Raw genomic sequence first — 19,540 nt, forward strand, 5'->3', positions numbered from 1 at the left:
TATAGTGCCCGCGCCAAGGCGCAAGTTGTCCCGCCCGTCACGGTGCTTCACAAATGCCGTGGGTCGAACGTCCGCAGAATATGCGCCAGCTCCCGCTCGCGTACCATCGCCGATGCCTTCTTGGGCGACACCCACTTGCGCTTGCGTTGTCCGGCCTCGGGAAAATCCTTGGCCAATTTCTTGACCTTGACCGGGAACACCATTGCCACGGTCGGTACGGATTTACGCTTGTCGATCTTCTTCATGTAGGAAAACAGCCCCAGGCTGCGATCAAAAGGCTTGCCTTTCACACCGGCCTCTTCCCAAGCCTCCTGCGCCGCGCCTTCGCTTGGCGTTATCCCGGACATCGGCCAACCTTTGGGAATGATCCAGTTTTTAGTACCCCGGGACGTGATCAGTAGGATCTGCGGTTTGCCGTTCTTCACCCGCCAGCACAGTGCGGCAAACTGGGTGCGCATGTCGGTCTTGCGCCCCTTCACCGAAATTGGAAGCTGCCTGGTCCCGTGCAGGGTCATTTTACGCCCCTTTTTGTTTTTTGCTCGTTTTCTTGTCACGCCGGTTCACAGCTCAAATAGCCCATTTCAGTGCTTTTTTCAACTTTTCTGGGGCTTAGGCAATGAAATTCGCACCATATCTAAGCTCTTGCGCTCAGTGTGCTACGAAATGTAGCTTCGCTGTTCGGGCAAGCGATGTATCGCAGAAATGCGTGACACTTTCATGAACCCTTGGTGATCTGCGCGCGCAGTGTCGTTGCCAGGCTCATCCACAAAAGGCTCGCCAACAGTCCCGCAGCCGTGCCCCAGCCGATGCCCAGCAAAGGGAAAGTGACCGAAACCGTCAGCGTATAGACGATCAGCGCTGTCAGTCCGAACGGATAGGCCTTGACCATGCCGATGACCGGCGCGTGGCCATGGCGCGCCTGGACCAACAACAGGACCGGAAATGTCACCACGGGAAACCCCGACAACAGCCCGGCCCAGACCGGCCCGATCACGCCCGCCAGAGCGGTGATGGTGATCACGATCCCGGCGGCCACCGCGGCGCGCAAGGCCAGCTCTGCCATCGTTGTGCGAGGTTTGGCAACATGCACATGTTCCTGCCAGTGCCGCATTCCGACCCACGCCGCGGTAATCGCCAGCCCGGTGATTACCGCGCCCCAACCTGCCCCCGGAGCCAAAAGCCGCAATAGTCCGGCCACGATCAGGAACACCGCAATCCCACCCGACGCTGCCATCATGGCCCCGCGCCACCCCTTGGTCTCTGGTGCCAGCAGCGCGATCCCCATTGCATGGGCCAGGTTCGCCGTCAGTCCCCCCACGGCCGCCACAGCCGCGGTCGCGGCAAACACCGCTCCATGTTCCAACCCTATGAAGTAAAGGACAATGGCAATGCCGTGGGGAAACCCGGCCAGGATTCCCGCCAGCCGCGCGCTTACATGTTCGGCAATCAAGGTCAGGCCGACCACGACGACCAGCGTTACCATCACCTTGACCAAGATCAGCGTGCTCAGCATGGGCCGGTCAAAGGGTCACGCCCGATGCGCGCCGTCCGCCAGCGTTTTGACGAAAGCCAATACGTCCTCGACGCTGTCGCCCCGGCCGATGCGGCTGACGATGGCGCTGCCGACGACCGCGCCATCGGCCACCGACGCAATGGTTTCGGCCTTTTCCGGCGTGTTGATGCCAAAGCCCACCACGACCGGCAGGTTGCCCGCCGCACGAATGCGGGCCACTTCCGGCGCCACGTCCACGGCTTCGGCCTCGGCCGCACCGGTGATGCCGGTGATCGAGACGTAATAAACAAAGCCACTGGTGTTCTGCATCACCTTGGGTAGGCGCTTGTCATCGGTGGTCGGTGTCGCCAGCCGGATGAAGTTCATTCCCGCGGCTTGGGCCGGAATGCACAGCTCTTCATCCTCTTCCGGGGGCAGGTCGACCACGATCATCCCGTCGATGCCCGCCGCCTTGGCATCTTCCAGGAACTTGTCGACACCGCGATTGTAGATCGGGTTGTAGTATCCCATCAGCACGATCGGTGTCTCGTCGTCGGTCTTGCGGAACTCGGCCGCCAGCGCCAGCGTCTTTTCCAGCGTCATCCCCGCTTCCAGCGCCCGTTGCCCGGCCAACTGAATGGTTGGCCCGTCGGCCATCGGATCGGTAAAGGGCAGACCGAGCTCGATCACGTCGACGCCGGCCCCGGGCAGGCCTTTGACGATGTCCAGCGACGTGTCGTAATCCGGATCACCCGCCATCACATATGCGACAAAGGCGGTTTTGCCCTCGGCCTTCAGTTGGGCGAATTTGCTGTCGATACGTGTCATGGGCTGATCTCCCGGAATGTCCCTGTCGGGGGTTTGCAGAAAATTGACGGGGAAATCAATTGCCGTTCTTTGACAATGCCGGCTGCAGGGCCACAGGTATGGAAAGTGAAGTGCGAATCTGAATGCGTAAATACTCGGCCCAACGCCCCCGGCGGCGCCGCGGTGCTACAAATCCGGGTGCACATGGCTGGCTCATGGCCCGTTTTATCCTATTTGGTTGAATTCCATTTTTTGCATATAAGACACTGATTAACCACGAAATTTGTTACGGCCCTGCCGCTTACCCCTTGTTTTCACGGTGTCAGAACGTCGCAGGATCAAACATTCTGTTATTGAGATACGTTGTTTCGTGCTATCAGAGTCCCATAACGCAAGACGACCGGAGCCACAAACCGGCTGTTCGATGAACGAGAACACAAGACTGAATATCTCTGCCCGAAGGACATGACATGAAACGCATTTTTTCCGCTCTCGCCGTTGCCGCCGCAGTTTTCGCCGGCACAACCGCCACCCACGCCGCCGAAGAGGCCGACACCGCCGCACCGCTCGAAGTTTACGGCGTGCGTATCGGCAACCCGCTTGACGCCTCGACCTGGTGGAGCGGCCACGAAAGCCCCCACGGCGGCATGGAGCAACTGGCCATCAATCCGATCGACCCGACCTTCTGGATCGCCTTCATCGACCCCAAGCGCCACGGCCAAGCCCACATGACCGTGATGAATCCCGCCAGCATGAAGCAGCTGATGGAAGTGGAAACCTACACGAACATGATGTCGATGGATGTCTGGGCCAAGTGGGTTGCGCTTGATACCTATGCCCCGCTGATTGACCTGCAGACCTATGCCTACTGGATGCAGCCCGGCGCCTATACGCACTTTCTCGACACCGCCCAGTTTGAGCCGATGCTCGATGTCAGCAACTACACCGTCGTCATGCACACCGCGATGGACACCGCAGGTCTGTCGGAATGGGTCCATGCCGGTGTCGAACTGGCCGGGTTCACTCCGCTGCACTAATTCGCACGACACCCTTGCCCTGCATCGCTCCCCCGCAGGGAAAGGCTTGGCCGCTCCACCCGTTCGTGGAGCGGCTTTTTCTTTGTCCTGCACGCGATGCGCGTGGCAGGGGGCTTGACCGCCGGGGCTTAGGTCACATAGATGCCCCGTCACCCAAGTTCGCAAAGGAGTTCGGCCATGGGGTTCAGAATGGGCATCGTCGGATTGCCGAATGTTGGCAAGTCCACGCTTTTCAACGCGCTCACGAAAACCGCCGCCGCACAGGCTGCGAACTTCCCATTCTGCACCATCGAACCCAATGTGGGCGAGGTCGGCGTTCCCGACGAGCGTCTTGAAAAACTTGCAGAAATCGCGAAATCGAAACAGATCATCCCGACCCGGATGACCTTTGTCGACATCGCCGGTCTGGTCAAGGGCGCGTCCAAGGGCGAGGGGCTGGGCAACCAGTTCCTGGCCAACATCCGCGAAGTTGACGCAATTGCCCATGTGCTGCGCTGTTTCGAAGATGGTGACGTGACCCATGTCGAGGGCCGGGTCGACCCTGTGGCCGACGCGGAAACCATCGAGACCGAGCTGATGCTGGCCGATATCGAGTCGATCGAGAAACGCCTTGTGAACATCGTCCGCAAGGTGCGCGGTGGCGACAAGGAAGCGGTCCAGCAGGAACGCCTCCTGAAGGCCGCGCAGGCCGTGCTTGAAGAGGGCAAACCTGCCCGTGTGGTCGAGGTTGACGACGAGGACGCCCGCGCCTGGAAAAACCTGCAACTGCTGACCACCAAACCGGTGCTCTATGTCTGCAACGTGGCCGAGGACGAAGCCGCGCACGGCAACGCCCATTCCACCGCTGTCGCCGAAATGGCCGCCGCCGAGGGCAATGCCCACGTGGTGATCTCGGCCCAGATCGAAGAGGAAATCAGCCAGCTCGAAGACGACGAAGCGGCGATGTTCCTTGAGGAAATGGGCCTGGAAGAAGCTGGCCTCGACCGCCTGATCCGCGCCGGTTACGAGTTGCTGCATCTGGAAACCTATTTCACCGTCGGCCCGAAAGAGGCCCGCGCCTGGACCATCAAGAAGGGTACGCTCGCGCCTCAGGCCGCCGGCGTCATCCACGGCGATTTCGAACGTGGCTTCATCCGCGCCGAGACCATCGCTTTTGACGACTACGTTGAACTTGGCGGTGAGCAACCCTGCAAGGAGGCCGGCAAGATGCGCGCCGAGGGCAAGGGGTATGAGGTCAAGGACGGCGACGTGCTGCACTTCCTGTTCAACGGCTGACACAGGTTTTCGAATTGGCTGTGCCAATCCGACCGGCTGGGGGGCGCTGCCCCCCAGACCCCCCGGGATATTTCTGGCAAAAGGAAGAGACTGGTCGGTCAATTCGCCGGCCCGACTGCACAGAACCTGCGCAAACGCTCCCACCAACCCTGCGCAACCCGCCCCCTAGACCACTGGTCATCATGAACCAGTAAAAAAGGGGCAGTATCATGCAACGATCACTTGGGGTCCGCTTCATCCTCATCGGGGCTCTCACCTTCCTGATGATGATCCCGACCTTCTTTGTCTCCGAAACCATCAACGAACGCGCCGATTACAACCGCCGTACTGGTGAAAGCGTTGGCCGCGAATGGGGTGGGCGGCAGCTTCTCTCCGGCCCGGTCCTGATCGTGCCCATCGAGGCCACGGTCACGCGCCGCGAACAACAGGCCATGACCGATCCTGACACCGGCGAGCAACTTCTTGATGGCAAGGGCAACCCGCGCTTCATCTATCGCGACATGGACCATATCGAACGCCGCGCGCCGGTTTACCTCTATCCCAGCCAATTCGACGTCAGCATCGACACGAAAACCGAGATTCGCCATCGCGGCATTTTCCGCGTGCCGGTCTACCGCTCGGATGTGGCGATGCAGTTCGACTTTCCTACTGATGCCATTGCTGAACACCTCGGTGAAGGCGAAGTCGCGCTGTTCAATCACGCCCGGATTCGGGTGCATGTGAACTCGAACCGGGCGTTGCGCGGGCAGGCGACACTGATGGCCGGGGACCAGCTTTTGCAACTGGAACCGCTCAATGCTGCGCAGGGGGCTTATCAGGGCGTCGAGGCTTTGACCGGCGATCCCCGCAAACATGATCGGTATGCCATCACTTTGGGCATGAACGGGGCCCATGCTTTGCAAATCACTCCCTCGGGCCGCACCAGCAATATCCACATGACAGCGGACTGGCCCCATCCCAGCTTCTTCGGTGCCTTCCTGCCCGATGAACAACAGGTGACCGAGGACGGCTTCACCGCCAAATGGGCCATCCCGCATCTCGCCCGCGCCATCGCGCAGGTGTCGCGCGAGGACCTCGAACCGCAGGCCCGTCAAAGCACCGGTTTTGGGGTGCGCCTCTATCAACCAAATGATTTCTATCAGAAATCCTATCGCGCGGCGCATTACGGCGTGCTGTTCATCGGCATCACCTTCCTGACCATCTTCCTGATCGAGGGCCAATCGGCGCGCCCGGCGCATGCGGTGCAATATATTCTGGTCGGCCTGTCCCAGTCGGTGTTCTTCGTGCTGCTTCTGGCGCTGTCAGAACAGTTCGGTTTTGCCACGGCCTATCTTGCCGCCGCAGGAGCCACCATTGCTCTGATCACGGCATTTGGTGCCATCGCCCTGCATCTGGGTCGCCGCACGTGGCTCCTGGGCCTGTTGCAGTTGATCCTCTATGGCGGCCTCTATCTGATCTTGCGCAGCGCCGATTACGCCCTGCTGGCAGGCTCGATCATCGCCTTCGCCGCCATTGCAGGCACGATGTTTGCCACCCGCAACGCCAACTGGCACGGCACCGCGCGCGAGCCGGGGCAGGGGTTGTTTGCCCGGATGCGCCGCACGGCCCCGGCGACCACCCAGATCAAGCCAGATCAAACCTGACGTATCGTCCGTCTGGACAGCGCCCCGTCCTCCCCCCTAGCGTGATCATGCGAGACTATGGGGCGGGAGGACGGATCATGACACATACAGACATCATCATTGTCGGCGGTGGGCTTGCGGGCCTTGCCGCCGCCCATGCAGCCACCAACCGCGGGCGCCACGTGCTGTTGATCGACCAGGAAGGCGAGCAATCTCTGGGAGGTCAGGCTTTCTGGTCTCTGGGCGGGTTGTTCATGATCGACACGCCGGAACAGCGCCGCATGGGCATCCGCGACAGTCTTGAGCTGGCCCGCACCGACTGGATGGGCAGCGCCCAGTTCGACCGCCCGGAAGATGAAAACCCCCGCAAGGTGGCCGAGGCTTATCTGGAATACGCCGCAGGCAAGATGCGCGAAGACCTTTCCACCCTTGGCATGCGCTGGTTCCCGGTGGTCGGCTGGGCCGAACGTGGCGGCGGCCATGCCCACGGCCATGGCAACACGGTGCCGCGCTTTCACATCACTTGGGGCGCAGGCGAAGGCATTGTTGCACCTTACGTCGAGCAGGCGCTCGCCGCCGAATCCGCCGGCACCCTGCGCTTTGCCTTTCGCCACCGTGTCACCGGGCTTGATGTTACCGATGGCCGTGTCACTGGCGTGCGCGGCGAAATGCTCGATCACGACCACGCAAGACGCGGCGCCTCGACCAATCGCGATGTGGTGGGCGAATTTGCTTACACTTCCGACAGCGTAATCCTCACCACCGGCGGCATTGGTGGTAACCATGACATGGTTCGAAAAGTCTGGCCGGTGGATCGGCTCGGAAAACCACCCAAGAAAATGGTGGCGGGCGTGCCCGACTATGTCGATGGCCAGATGACCGAGATCGCCAAAAAGGCCGGGGCCGGGGCGATCAACGAAGATCGCATGTGGCACTATACCGAAGGCCTGACCAACTGGGATCCGATCTGGCCCAATCACGGCATCCGCGTCCTGCCCGGCCCGTCCGCGATGTGGTTCGATGCGCTGGGTGAGCGGATGGAGGCGCCTTGTCTGCCTGGCTTTGACACTCTGGCCACCCTGAAACGCATTCTGCAAACCGGCCATGAACACAGCTGGCTTATCCTCACGCAAAAGATCATCGAAAAGGAATTTGCGCTATCCGGCAGCGAACAGAACCCCGATTTTGTCTCGGGCAAGCTCTGGGAGGTGCTCAAGGAACGCACCTTCTCGAAAGGTGCCACCAAGGCGGTTGAGGCCTTCAAGGAACATGGTGAGGACTTCATAATTTCTGATGATTTGGATGACCTCATTAGCAAAATGAATGAACTTACTCCCTACGCCCCCCTCGATCCCGCACATATCCGCGCTCAGATCGAAGCCCGCGACGCCCAGATCACCAACAAGTTCTCAAAAGATGCCCAGATCACCGCCATTCATGGTGCGCGTGCCTATCGGGGCGACAAGCTGGTGCGGACGGCCAAACCCCACCGCCTCCTTGATCCGTCCAAGGGGCCGCTGATTGCCGTGCGCCTCAACATCCTGACCCGCAAGTCGCTGGGCGGGTTGCATACCGACCTGCAATCCCGCGTCCTGCGCCCCGATGGCACGCCTTTTGACGGGCTTTTCGCGGCTGGTGAGGTTTCGGGCTTCGGTGGTGGCGGATATCACGGTTACAACGCGCTCGAAGGCACTTTCCTTGGCGGCTGTATCTTCTCGGGCAAGGCGGCAGGTGACAATGCCTGACCAGACAGGAGGCCCCGTGCCCAAAATCGAATTCCTCTGCCCGCCCGAGCTGCACGGCCAGATCCCCGAGCCGCAACCCGCCGCGCGGTTCCTGCCCGACTGGTATCGCGACCTGCCGCGTGAAATGGGCATGCCTGACGCCCAGGGCCTGCCGGGCCTGACGGTGCGCGCCTGCCTGCCGGTCGCCGATGTCATGGCGTTAGGGTGGATCATCCCATTGCCCTACGACATCTGGACCGTCTATGACCCGGTTACCAACCGGATGGATTTCCGCTGGGACACGAATGCCCCGTTCAATCCGATTGAGCCGCACCATCCCGGCCAGATCGGCGCTGATCAACCCGGACCTTTCCAGGGGGCGCAACCGCTCAAGTTTCTCAACCCGTGGCGGATCAAGCTGCCGACCGGCTGGTCGGCCAGCTTCCTGCACCCGATCAACCATTTTGAACTGCCGTTCCATGCCTTTGCCGGGTCGGTGGATTGCGATGCCCTTGATGTGCCGGTGAACGTGCCCTTCCTGTGGACCGCGCCGCCGCGTGCCCTGCGGTTGCCCGCTGGCACCCCGATGGTACAGGTCATCCCGTTTGATCGCGCCGCACAGATGCGCAACGCCGAATGTCGTGCCGAATCGGGTGAAGAGTCTGCCGAGCGTCAAACCGCTTCGACCCGAAAATACACCGAGGAATCGGTCTATGCCCGGGAATGGCGCCGGCGTCATGAGCGCGAAGGCGGAGACAGTTAACCTGTCCCGGCCCGGTGCTTGACAAGCAACGCCCCGCGACCCTCAATCGCGTCATGACCCTGACCCAAGCTCTCGCCAACCATCCCCGTGCCGTCATCGGCCATCTGCCGACGCCGCTTGAACGCATGGGCAACCTCGGGCACGAGCTAGGCCTCGATCTTTGGGTCAAGCGTGACGACATGACCGGCATCGGCATGGGCGGCAACAAGGTTCGGCAATTGGAATACTACCTTGGTAAAGCCGTGGCGCAGGGCGCAACCCAGGTCCTGATCACCGGTGCCGTGCAATCCAATTTTGTGCGCACCTGCGCCGCCATGGCTGCGCGCCTGGGCATGGGGTGTCACATTCAACTGGAAGAGCGCGTTCCTGACCCATCCCCGCTCTACCGCGACAACGGCAATGTGCTGCTGGACCGCCTGCTTGGCGCTACCCTGTATTCCTACCCCGAGGGCGAAGACGAAGCCGGCGCCGACGCCAACCTGCGTGCCATTGCCGATGATCTGAAGAGGCGGGGCGAGGTTCCTTTCATTGTCCCATTGGCCGCCGATCAGCCACCCACTGGCGCGTTGGGTTACGCAAAGGCTGCGCAGGAACTGGTTGATCAGAAAGAGAAATTTGATATGATCTTTATCGCCTCCGGCTCGGCGCTGACCCATATTGGCCTGTTGTTCGGCCTGCGTGCGCTGGGCGATAAAACCCCAGTGCACGGCGTCTGCGTGCGTCGCGACGCACAGGCCCAGACCGCCCGTGTGGCGCAACGGCTTGACGATCTCGCGATCTTGCTGGACATGCCGAACCCGACCACGCCGGACGACATCCTGATCCACGACCGGGCGCTTGCCCCCGGCTATGGCAAACTCTCCGATCAGACCCGCACGGCCATCACAAGAACTGCGCGTGCAGAGGGGGTGTTCCTTGACCCGGTTTATACCGCCAAGGTCATGGCAGGCCTGATCTTACAGGCACCCGACCTGCAGGGTAAGCGCGTTCTCTTCTGGCATACCGGCGGCACGCCCGCTCTCTTCGCCTATGGCGACAAACTCGGGGTTTGACTTTCATGTTCTCCGCCCTTGCCGGTCTTGTCGTTTTGGCGGTCCTGTTGACCCTGTTCTCGAACCGTCCAGCACGAAACTGTCGATGGCGCGAGGACCGCAGCAGCGCGCGCGGCTCTGAGCGCAAATACGTCTGTGGCACCTGTGGCGCTCAGGCCTTTACAACCAACGGCAAACCACCTTTTGATTGCCGAAGCCCAGACCAAGGATAAAGCCATGACAGCCCCTCAGGACGCCGATCAGCGCCGTGCCATCGCCCCGGTTATCTGCTACCCGAATGATACGCTGCCCACGCCGGATCTCGCGCTTTACCAATCGGCCCGCGATACGGCTGAGAAAATCGGCGAAGTGATTGTCCCGGCCCGCGACGCCAAATGCTTTCATGTCCCCGCTGGTAGTTTCTTTCGCATCTCAAGCGTTGATGGCCCGCAAGTCGGCGACCTCAACCTGTGGAACGCCAATGACCTCAATGAACGATTTTACTCGGGCAAATCCCGCGCCCTGCACGGCACCCACCTGACCACGGGTGAGCGGATGTGGTCCTCGTTTCCCAGCCTGCGACCCATGGCAACGATCACGGCCGATACGCTCGGTTGGTACGGCATCGACCAATATGGTGGGTCGGTGCATGACGTGATTGGTACCCGTTGCGATCCCTACACCGGCAACCTGCTATCGGGTACGCAATACCACCATTGCTGTCATTCGAACCTGACCCGCGCTCTGGCCGAGGAAACCGGCCTGTCGCTGCGCGAGGCCGAACCCCATGTCCATGACGTGCTCAACGTCTTCATGTGTACCGGCTTCACCCGCGATACCGGGCAATACTTCATGAAGGCCAGTCCGGTGCGCCCCGGCGACTATCTCGAGTTTTTCGCCGAGATTGACCTTCTGGGCGCACTCTCGGCCTGTCCCGGCGGAGACTGCTCGTCCGAGCATTCCTCGGACAGTGCCGCTTGCCACCCTCTCCTGGTCGAGATCTTCACGCCGTCTCCAGAGGCGCTGGGCGACTGGACCTCTCCTCCGGTGAACGGCTACGATCGCTCTCATGGACTGTAGGGTGCGTGTTTGCACGCACCGTTCGTTTCGTTAACGCATTCTCTAACCAATCCCTGTGTCCCCGAACGCCCGACGGATACCCGACGGCTGCCAGACGGATTCCATACACCGGGGTTTTGCGTAGATTTGGCCGTTAAGCCCCGTGAACGTAGTGCAAGGAGTTGAACAACCCGCGATATCTTGCGGTGTCGGCCGCCATTTCCTCCGGAGCATTCGACCGCAACGCCGCCGCAATCCGCCGCCCCAGTTCCGGCATGTCGTCCACCGTCATACCCCACCGCACCAGTTCAGGCGTACCGATCCGCAAGCCGTTGAGATCATGCGTTAATTCCGCGATCGGCAGGCCGATACCGCAGGCAAGAAACCCGGCCTTGCGCAAGGTTTTTGAGGCCGCCTGACCGCCCCCAAAACCTTCTGCCAGCACCGCGAACTGGTGACTTTGGGTGGCCCCGTCGCGCCCTTTGAATACCGGAATCTCGTTGTTTTCCAACGCGTTGGCCAGCGCCTGCGCGGTCTCGATCATGGCTTTGCCATACCCCGCGCCATGGTCCTTCCAATCCAGCATCGACATCGCCAGCGCCGCCGATTTCGCCGCATCGAAATTCGCGGTCATTCCCGGAAAAGCAATGGAATCCAACCGCTTGGCAATCTCGCCCTCGTTGGTGGCGATCAACCCCGAGGGCGGCCCGCCGAGGCTCTTGTAAGTGCTCATCGTCATCAGATGCGCGCCTTCATCCAGCGGATTGGCCCAGGCCCGGCTGGCGATAATTCCACACTGATGCGCGGCGTCGAACAGTACATAAGCTCCTGTTTTGTCGGCAATTTCGCGGATTCCTCGCACTGGATGTGGAAACAGGTTCAGCGACCCGCCAATGGTGATGATCTTCGGTTTCACCTCGGCTGCCAGTATCGCCAACCCCTCAAGGTCCACCGAATAGCCATCCGCATCGACCGGCGCCTCGTGGCTGATCAGCCCGTAAAGCCCCGCGCACCCGGCCACGTGGTGGGTGACGTGACCGCCAATTTTTGCAGGCGGAACAATGATATGATCGCCCGGCTTGGCCAGCGCCATGAACCCATAGAGGTTGGCAATCGCGCCTGACGGCACCCGGGTTTCGGCGTACTTTGCGCCAAACACCTCGGCTGCCAGCTCGGCGGCGATAATCTCGATCTCTTCAATGGCTTCTAGGCCCATCTCATATTTGTCCCCGGGATAACCCAGCGACGGCCGTGTTCCGATGCCCGATGCCAACAACGCCTCAGCCCGCGGATTCATCGCGTTGGTCGCCGGGTTAAGATTGAAGCAATCTTTTTCATGGATGGTCTTGTTCTCGACGGCCAATGCCTCAATCCGTCTGGCAATATCGCCGCTGGCCTCACCCGACACACGGGTGGCAACGGTTTGAACGAGGGTTTCGCTGATCTCTGGTACCCAGTCGCGTTTGGCAAGTTGCGGCATTTTTGACGATCTCCGGTTGGTTCCGCGAAACAAAAGCTTGATTTGAAGAGAAGGGCAAACCAGTATTTCTAATAACTAGGGCTAGAAAAACTAGGTCTCATTATGCCAGTCAATCCACCACGCCCGCGCGGCCCCTCGCTGAATGCATTGCGCGCCTTTGAAGCCGCGGCGCGCCTGGGCGGGTTTTCCAAGGCAGCAGAGGAGCTTAGCGTTTCTCCGGGAGCCATCGCCCAGCATGTCAAAACACTCGAAGATTGGGCCGGTGCGCCGTTGTTTCAACGTCATGCTCAGGGGTTGAGCCTGACCTTTTTGGGCGCGGAAATCCTTGATCCCTTGACCGGTGCCTTCGACCGGATGGGCAAGGCGGTGCAATCGTTGCGGGCCAATGCCCGTCCAGCCGAGATACATATCGCTGCATTGCCCGCCATTGCGCAATTGTGGTTGTCCCCCCGCTTACCGGAGATTCGCGCGGCTTTGCCGGAGTTGAACCTGTCAATCACGGCGCTGGAGGTTCCCCCGAATTTGATTCGCGAGCCCTTCGACCTGTCGATCTTTATCGGTGAAAACGGCGGTGAAGCGATTAAACGGGACGAACTTTTTCCAGTTTGCGCGCCGCAAATGCTTGATTTTCTTCAATCTCCGCAAGATCTGCAAAGTCATCCCTGTCTCAGTGATGCGACGTGGAAGAACGATTGGCAGTACTGGCTGGAACACGCCGCACCCGGCGAGAAAATATCGCTCAATGGCCCGGCCTTTTCGCTCTACGCGCTGGCTTTGCAGGAGGCGGTCAATGGGGCAGGGGTGTTGATGGCGCACGGTCCCCTGGTGCGCACCCATCTCGATGCGGGCACCCTCGTCGCTCCGTTCGAGCACAAGGTCGAAACCGGACAGTCGATCACCCTGAAAACCCGCCCAGGCCCACGGTCCAAGGGTCTTAACCGGCTTATCCGTTTCCTGTCAGCCGAAGGCGGCCTCTAGTGCGATCTCGACCATCTCGCCAAAGCTGCGCTCGCGGTCCTCGCTGGGCAGGGCCTCGTGGGTCATGAGGTGATCCGACACGGTCAGGACCGCCAGCGCTCGCACCCCGAACCTTGCGGCCACGGTGTAAAGTTCGGCCGCTTCCATCTCGACCGCCAGGATGCCGTGGCGGGTCATTTGTTCATTCAAATCGGGACGTTCGTCATAGAACACATCGGCCGAATAGATCCCGCCGACATGGGTCGTCACCCCCTTGTCACGGGCCGCAGCCACGGCTTTTCCCAGTAGGCCATAATCAGCGCAGGGGGCGTAGTTCAGCTCTTTGAAAAAGCCCAGGGACGGCGTCGACAACGAACTGGATGTCATGGCGATAATCACGTCGCGAATACCCACGCTCTCCTGCATCGCCCCGCAAGATCCGATCCGGATCAGCGTCTTGGCGCCATAATCTCGGATCAATTCATTGGCATAGATGCTGAGGCTTGGCATCCCCATGCCCGAGCCCTGAATCGTCACTCGGTTGCCGTTCCACATCCCGGTGAAACCGAGCATCCCTCTGACCTCATTGACACATTTCACATCTGTCAAAAATGTCTCGGCCGCCCATTTGGCGCGCATCGGATCGCCCGGCATCAATACGGTTTCGGCGATCTCGCCTTCCTCGGCCCCGATATGAATGGTCATGATAAGCCTCCCTTAACGGCGATAAACTATGAACGGAGTAACATTGGCAATCCGGTCATAAAGCTGCCGTGCTGTGGTGTTAAAATCCTGTGTCAGCCAATAGACGCCAGGTTTTCCTGCCTGGTCTGCTTTGGCATAGACCGCCTCGATCAGCGCTCGGCCAATGCCGGTGCCACGAACGGTTGGATCGGCGTAGAGGTCTTGCAGGTAACAGACCTCCTCCACCTTCCAGTTATGCGGGTGAAAGATGTAGTGCACCAACCCAACAGGCACGCCATCGAGCAACGCCAACAGACCATTCTGATTGGTTATTTCCGAATCACACAGACGCTTGAACGTGACCTGATAAACTTCTTCCGACACAGTGGTTTCGTAAAAATCCAGATAGGATGTCCACAAGCTACGCCATGCATCATGGTCCGCAGATTCGATCGGTCGGATGGTCAGATCAGGCATAGTCCCTCGCAAAAGAAAAATGGCGCCAAGGCGGACCGTAGCGCCATTTCATCAGGGATGGAAAGCCCACTTATTCGGCGGCCTGCACCTTGGGATCGGCCAGAGCCACGATGTCCATCATGATCGTGTTAAGCTCGAAATCCTTGGGCGTGTAAACCTGTGCCACGCCCAGCTCGCGCAGGCGCGCGGCGTCTTCGTCGGGGATGATCCCGCCGACAATTACCGGCACATGGGTCAGGCCCTCGGTGCGCATCCGCTCCAGGGTTTCCTCGACCAGCGGCATGTGAGACCCCGACAGGATCGATAGACCCACCACATGGGCATTGCCGGATTTCGCAGCGTTTACAATCTCTTCCGGGGTCAGGCGGATGCCTTCGTATTCGATGTCCATGCCGCAGTCACGGGCGCGGAAGGCGATCTGCTCGGCGCCGTTTGAATGGCCATCGAGTCCCGGCTTGCCGATCACGAATTTCAAACGGCGGCCCAGATGATCGCTAACTGCATCCACGGCGTTGCGGATATCGTCGAGCCCTTCCGTCTTGTTCGACGGCGAGCCGCTGACACCGGTTGGCCCACGGTATTCGCCATAGATCGAGCGCATCTGCGCCGCCCATTCACCGGTTGTCGCCCCCGCTTTGGCCGCCGCAATCGACGGTGCCATGACATTGGTGCCGGATTTGGCGGCTTCGCTCAGGTCCGACAGGGCCTTTTGCACTGCGTCCTCGTCACGCTCAGTGCGCCAAGTGTTCAGCCGGTCGATCTGTTCCGCCTCGACTGCCGGATCAACGGTCATGATGCCACCATCGCCAGTCATAAGCGGGCTGTCTTCGCCTTCGGTCCACTTGTTAACGCCCACCACGGTGGTCTCCCCGGCCTCGATCTGGCCTAGCCGTTCGGCGTTGGAATCGACCAGCCGCGACTTCATGTATTCGATCGACGCCACCGCGCCGCCCATGGAATCGAGCGTCGCCAACTCGTGACGTGCACCTTCTTTCAGGGCTTCGACCTTGGCATCCACTGCCGGGTTGCCGTCGAAAAGGTCTTCGTATTCAAGCAGATCGGTCTCATAAGCCATGATCTGCTGCATCCGCATCGACCACTGCTGATCCCACGGACGGGGCAGGCCAAGCGCCTCGTTCCAGGCGGGCAATTGTACTGCGCGTGCCCGGGCTTTCTTGGAAAGCGTCACCGCCAGCATTTCAATGAGAATACGGTAGACGTTGTTCTCTGGCTGCTGCTCGGTCAGGCCAAGCGAGTTCACCTGAACCCCGTAGCGGAAGCGGCGGAACTTCGGATTCTCGACGCCGTAGCGGTCCTGCAGGATCTCGTCCCACAGATCGACAAAGGCACGCATTTTGCACATCTCGGTGACGAACCGGATGCCTGCATTGACGAAGAAGGAAATCCGCCCGCAAAGCGCCGGGAAATCCTCAGAAGGCACCTTGTCCTTCAATTCGTCCAACACGGCGGTGGCGGTGGCCAGCGCAAAGGCAAGTTCCTGTTCAGGTGTCGCACCGGCCTCTTGCAGATGGTAAGAACACACGTTCATCGGGTTCCATTTCGGCACGTTGTTATAGCAATACTCGGCCACATCCCCGATCATCTTAAGCGACGGTTTGGGCGGCAAAACATACGTACCGCGGCTTAGATATTCCTTAATGATATCGTTTTGTACTGTGCCCTGCAGTTTCGAGGTATCCGCGCCCTGTTCCTCGGCCACTGCGATGTAAAGCGCCAGAAGCCACGGCGCGGTCGCGTTGATCGTCATTGACGTGTTCATCTGTTCCAGCGGGATTTGGTCGAACAGGGTCCGCATGTCTCCCAGATGGCAGATTGGCACCCCGACCTTGCCGACTTCGCCGCGCGCCAGTACGTGGTCACTGTCATAGCCGGTCTGCGTGGGCAGATCGAAGGCCACCGAAAGACCGGTCTGACCCTTGGCCAGGTTGCCACGGTAAAGCGCATTCGAGGCCTTGGCGGTCGAGTGTCCCGAGTAGGTGCGGATAATCCAGGGACGGTCTTTCTGCGGTTGCGACATAAGCGGGCCTCGTGAATCGGTTTCGGCAATTTTGTTTCGTCCTGACGTAGATACTTGGAATTTTGTGGCGCTGTCAATTCGCTGCGTCGCGGCATGGGGTCATTTACCTACGCGGCTTTCCCTGTCACGGTGCGGCCATGTTTTCGCCGATCCAGATCCCTTTGTGGCTGTTCCTGGTCATCTCCCTCTTTGCGCTCGTCATGGCGCTGGAGAAGATCATGTTGCCCTCGGTGCGGTGGTTCTTTCGGCGGCGCATGGAAAAGGTCGTGGCGCGGCTGAACGAGCGCCTGGACCGTCCCATCCAGCCGTTCAAGCTGGCTCGTCGTCATGACATGATCCAACGTCTGATCTATGACCCCGAAGTCTCCAAGGCGATTGCCGAACATGCTGCCGAGGAAGCGATACCTGAAAACGTCGCCTTTGAAACGGCGCAGCGTTACGCTCGCGAGATTGTGCCCTCCTTTAGTGCCTCGCTCTATTTCGGATTGGCGATCTGGCTTGCGCGGTTGATCAGCACCTCGCTCTATCGCGTGCGCCTTGGACATTACGCTGAACAGAAGCTGGACGAGGTCGACCAGGAGGCGACCGTGGTGTTCGTCATGAACCACCGGTCAAACATGGACTACGTTCTGGTGACTTATCTTGCGGCTGAACGCAGCGCATTATCCTATGCCGTGGGCGAATGGGCGCGGGTTTGGCCGCTGTCACGGTTGATCAAGGCGATGGGCGCCTATTTCATCCGTCGCAAGTCACGCGGGGCGCTTTATCGCAAGGTTCTGGCGCGTTACGTGCGACTGGCTACCGACGGCGGGGTGATGCAGGCAGTATTCCCCGAAGGCGGCCTATCGCTTGATGGGGCGCTGGCCGAACCCAAGATGGGGATCCTGAAATATATTGTCGAGGGCCATGACGTGAGCGCGCGCGATGTAGTCTTCGTGCCGGTGGCGCTGAACTATGACCGGGTGTTCGAGGACCGTATCCTTGTGGCGGCGGGGCAGGCGGGCGAGCGGCGTTTCCGCGCCCGGATGTCTTTGATTGCGAAATTCCTGATCCATCAACTCTGGCTGCGTATCCGCGGCAAGTATCATCGCTTTGGCTATGCCGCTGTCAGCTTCGGTGCGCCGGTATCGTTGCACGAATTCATGGGACAGGCGGAAGGCGACGAGATCGTTCTACCGCTGGCGCAAGAGCTCATGCACCGCATAGGACAGGAGGTCCCCGTGCTTCCTGTTCCATTGGTAGCCACCGCACTTTTGCAGGCCGAGAAGCCGATGACCCGCGACGAGCTGGAAGATGCTGTAAGCGCATTGATGGCGGGATTGGAAAACGCTCATGTGCACATTCCTCGCGATGACCGCAGCTATGCGGTCGAAGTGGGTCTGCGCAATTTGCGCCGCCGTAAGACCGCTTTGGAGGAAAACGCCCACTTCGCCGTATCCGAAGCGGACCGCCCGCTGATGGCTTACTATGCCGCGTCAATCGCCCATCTTTTTCGCGCACGCGGCGAGGGTGGCTGATTTTTCTGCAATTGCACGGTTATAAAGTTTCAAATTTGTCCATCCGGGCATTGCATTGTTGCGTGGCCATGGATATTTCGGGTGGGAACATCGCGATTCTGCATCGCGGCAAAACGCACCTAGGGAGCATTCCATGGCACTGGATACCGAAAACGCCATCGCGGCATACGATGCGCCGAAAAAAGACCTTTATGAAATTGGCGAAATGCCGCCTTTGGGCCATGTGCCCAAACAGATGTACGCATGGGCGATCCGACGCGAGCGCCACGGCGACCCGGACACATCCTTTCAGCAGGAAGTGCTCGATACCTGGGAAATCGACAGCCACGAGGTGCTGGTTCTCGTGATGGCGGCTGGCGTCAACTATAATGGTGTCTGGGCTGGTAAAGGCGTTCCGATCTCGCCATTCGACGTGCATGGTCAGGAGTACCATATCGCCGGGTCCGATGCCTCGGGCATCGTCTGGGCCGTTGGGGACAAGGTCAAGAACTGGAAAGTGGGCGACGAGGTCGTGATCCACTGTAATCAGGACGACGGCGACGACGAAGAATGCAACGGAGGCGACCCAATGCTGTCGCCGACCCAGCGAATCTGGGGGTACGAGACCGGCGACGGTTCGTTTGCCCAGTTTGCCCGCGCGCAGGCGCAACAGCTGATGCACCGTCCCAAGCACCTGACCTGGGAAGAAGCTGCCTGCTATACTCTGACGCTGGCCACCGCCTACCGGATGCTGTTCGGTCACCACCCGCATGAACTCAAGCCCGGCCAGAACGTTTTGGTCTGGGGCGCATCGGGCGGCTTGGGCTCCTATGCAATCCAGTTGGCCAACACTGTTGGTGCCAACGCAATCGGCGTGATCTCGGACGAAAGCAAGCGTGACTTTGTAATGGCACAAGGTGCCAAGGGCGTGATCAACCGTAAGGACTTCAACTGTTGGGGCCAACTGCCCACGGTGAATAGTCCCGAATACAACGAGTGGCTGAAAGAGGCCCGCAAGTTCGGCAAGGCGATCTGGGAATACACCGGTAAAGGTAAAAATGTCGACATGGTGTTCGAACACCCCGGCGAAGCCACCTTCCCGGTGTCCTCCTTGATTTGCAAAAAGGGCGGCATGGTTGTGATCTGCGCCGGTACTTCGGGCTTCAACTGTACCTTTGACGTACGTTACGTCTGGATGCACCAGAAGCGTCTGCAGGGGTCGCACTTTGCCCACCTGAAACAAGCCGCTGCCGCCAACCAGCTGATGCTGGAGCGCCGCCTAGATCCGTGCATGTCGGAAGTGTTCCCGTGGGCTGAAATCCCCGCGGCGCACATGAAGATGCTGCGCAACGAACATAAACCGGGCAACATGTCCGTGCTTGTTCAGGCGCCGACCACCGGTCTGCGCACGGTTGAGGACGTTCTGGAAGCCGGTAAAAAATAACTGGGCACTAACCGTAAATTAACCGCGCTCGCGAATCATGAATTAAGATTCGCGGGTGCTTTTTGTTTTGCGGGGTGCAAATCTGGGTTTCAGAAGCTTGCGGTTTTGCCCCTCGCTATTTCTGGGGAGAAAATAACCGCGAATTTCACCAAAT

At 59.8% G+C, this 19,540-nt stretch carries 17 protein-coding genes; 10 read left to right on the forward strand and 7 right to left on the reverse strand.

The window, feature by feature from the left end:
- Positions 1-47: 47 nt before the first annotated feature.
- The 3 genes from RXV86_RS15320 to trpA form a co-directional block, all read right to left on the reverse strand.
- Positions 48-515 carry an NUDIX hydrolase gene (locus RXV86_RS15320; protein ID WP_316301126.1) on the reverse strand — a complete coding sequence of 156 codons (468 nt, stop codon included), beginning with the start codon at positions 513-515 and terminating at the stop codon, positions 48-50.
- Positions 516-715: 200 nt separating this feature from the next.
- On the reverse strand, positions 716-1,513 hold the full coding sequence (locus RXV86_RS15325; RefSeq protein ID WP_316301127.1) for a hypothetical protein: 798 nt from the start codon (positions 1,511-1,513) through the stop codon (positions 716-718).
- Positions 1,514-1,528: 15 nt separating this feature from the next.
- Positions 1,529-2,320 (reverse strand): tryptophan synthase subunit alpha, encoded by a 792-nt coding sequence (gene trpA / locus RXV86_RS15330; RefSeq protein WP_316301128.1) that lies wholly within the window; start codon positions 2,318-2,320, stop codon positions 1,529-1,531.
- A 449-nt stretch (positions 2,321-2,769) separates the two neighbouring features.
- Here trpA and RXV86_RS15335 point away from each other — a divergent pair, with 449 nt between their 5' ends.
- From RXV86_RS15335 to RXV86_RS15365, 7 genes are all read left to right on the forward strand, one after another.
- Positions 2,770-3,336, forward strand: coding sequence for a hypothetical protein (locus RXV86_RS15335; RefSeq protein WP_316301129.1), 567 nt, complete (start codon positions 2,770-2,772; stop codon positions 3,334-3,336).
- A gap of 177 nt (positions 3,337-3,513) precedes the next feature.
- Positions 3,514-4,611: a redox-regulated ATPase YchF gene (ychF, locus tag RXV86_RS15340; RefSeq protein WP_316301130.1), complete on the forward strand. Its 1,098-nt coding sequence runs from the start codon at positions 3,514-3,516 to the stop codon at positions 4,609-4,611.
- Between the two features lie 209 nt (positions 4,612-4,820).
- A complete protein-coding gene (gene creD, locus RXV86_RS15345) occupies positions 4,821-6,254 on the forward strand; it encodes a cell envelope integrity protein CreD (RefSeq protein WP_316301131.1) in 1,434 nt (477 codons plus the stop codon).
- Between the two features lie 77 nt (positions 6,255-6,331).
- Positions 6,332-7,978, forward strand: coding sequence for an FAD-binding dehydrogenase (locus RXV86_RS15350; protein ID WP_316301132.1), 1,647 nt, complete (start codon positions 6,332-6,334; stop codon positions 7,976-7,978).
- A 16-nt stretch (positions 7,979-7,994) separates the two neighbouring features.
- Complete coding sequence (locus tag RXV86_RS15355; protein ID WP_316301133.1) at positions 7,995-8,720, forward strand: hypothetical protein; 726 nt, start codon at positions 7,995-7,997, stop codon at positions 8,718-8,720.
- 53 nt (positions 8,721-8,773) lie between these two features.
- A complete protein-coding gene (locus RXV86_RS15360; RefSeq protein ID WP_316301134.1) occupies positions 8,774-9,772 on the forward strand; it encodes a D-cysteine desulfhydrase family protein in 999 nt (332 codons plus the stop codon).
- Between the two features lie 216 nt (positions 9,773-9,988).
- The gene (locus tag RXV86_RS15365; RefSeq protein WP_316301135.1) at positions 9,989-10,831 is read left to right on the forward strand and encodes a DUF1989 domain-containing protein; all 843 of its coding nucleotides are present in this window, start codon (positions 9,989-9,991) and stop codon (positions 10,829-10,831) included.
- A 133-nt stretch (positions 10,832-10,964) separates the two neighbouring features.
- Here the strand turns inward: RXV86_RS15365 and glyA are convergent, their stop codons facing one another.
- Complete coding sequence (glyA, locus tag RXV86_RS15370; RefSeq protein WP_316301136.1) at positions 10,965-12,290, reverse strand: aminotransferase class I/II-fold pyridoxal phosphate-dependent enzyme; 1,326 nt, start codon at positions 12,288-12,290, stop codon at positions 10,965-10,967.
- 102 nt (positions 12,291-12,392) lie between these two features.
- Here glyA and RXV86_RS15375 point away from each other — a divergent pair, with 102 nt between their 5' ends.
- Complete coding sequence (locus tag RXV86_RS15375) at positions 12,393-13,268, forward strand: LysR family transcriptional regulator (RefSeq protein WP_316301137.1); 876 nt, start codon at positions 12,393-12,395, stop codon at positions 13,266-13,268.
- Here RXV86_RS15375 and deoD read toward each other — a convergent pair.
- The 3 genes from deoD to RXV86_RS15390 all read right to left on the reverse strand — a co-directional run bounded on the left by deoD (position 13,248) and on the right by RXV86_RS15390 (position 16,446).
- Positions 13,248-13,952, reverse strand: coding sequence for a purine-nucleoside phosphorylase (gene deoD, locus RXV86_RS15380; RefSeq protein WP_316301138.1), 705 nt, complete (start codon positions 13,950-13,952; stop codon positions 13,248-13,250). The genes RXV86_RS15375 and deoD overlap by 21 nt on opposite strands.
- 12 nt (positions 13,953-13,964) lie before the next feature.
- Complete coding sequence (locus tag RXV86_RS15385) at positions 13,965-14,408, reverse strand: GNAT family N-acetyltransferase (protein WP_316301139.1); 444 nt, start codon at positions 14,406-14,408, stop codon at positions 13,965-13,967.
- Positions 14,409-14,478: 70 nt separating this feature from the next.
- Positions 14,479-16,446, reverse strand: a complete 1,968-nt coding sequence (locus RXV86_RS15390) for a protein meaA (RefSeq protein WP_316301140.1) — start codon at positions 16,444-16,446, stop codon at positions 14,479-14,481.
- A 137-nt stretch (positions 16,447-16,583) separates the two neighbouring features.
- Between RXV86_RS15390 and RXV86_RS15395 the strand changes: the two genes are divergently transcribed.
- Positions 16,584-17,963 carry a 1-acyl-sn-glycerol-3-phosphate acyltransferase gene (locus RXV86_RS15395; RefSeq protein WP_316301141.1) on the forward strand — a complete coding sequence of 460 codons (1,380 nt, stop codon included), beginning with the start codon at positions 16,584-16,586 and terminating at the stop codon, positions 17,961-17,963.
- Positions 17,964-18,096: 133 nt separating this feature from the next.
- Positions 18,097-19,386: a crotonyl-CoA carboxylase/reductase gene (ccrA, locus tag RXV86_RS15400; RefSeq protein WP_316301142.1), complete on the forward strand. Its 1,290-nt coding sequence runs from the start codon at positions 18,097-18,099 to the stop codon at positions 19,384-19,386.
- Positions 19,387-19,540: the final 154 nt, after the last annotated feature.

Origin of the sequence: Aliisedimentitalea sp. MJ-SS2 (assembly GCF_032586155.1) — a bacterium.
Lineage (GTDB): Bacteria > Pseudomonadota > Alphaproteobacteria > Rhodobacterales > Rhodobacteraceae > JAWHTC01.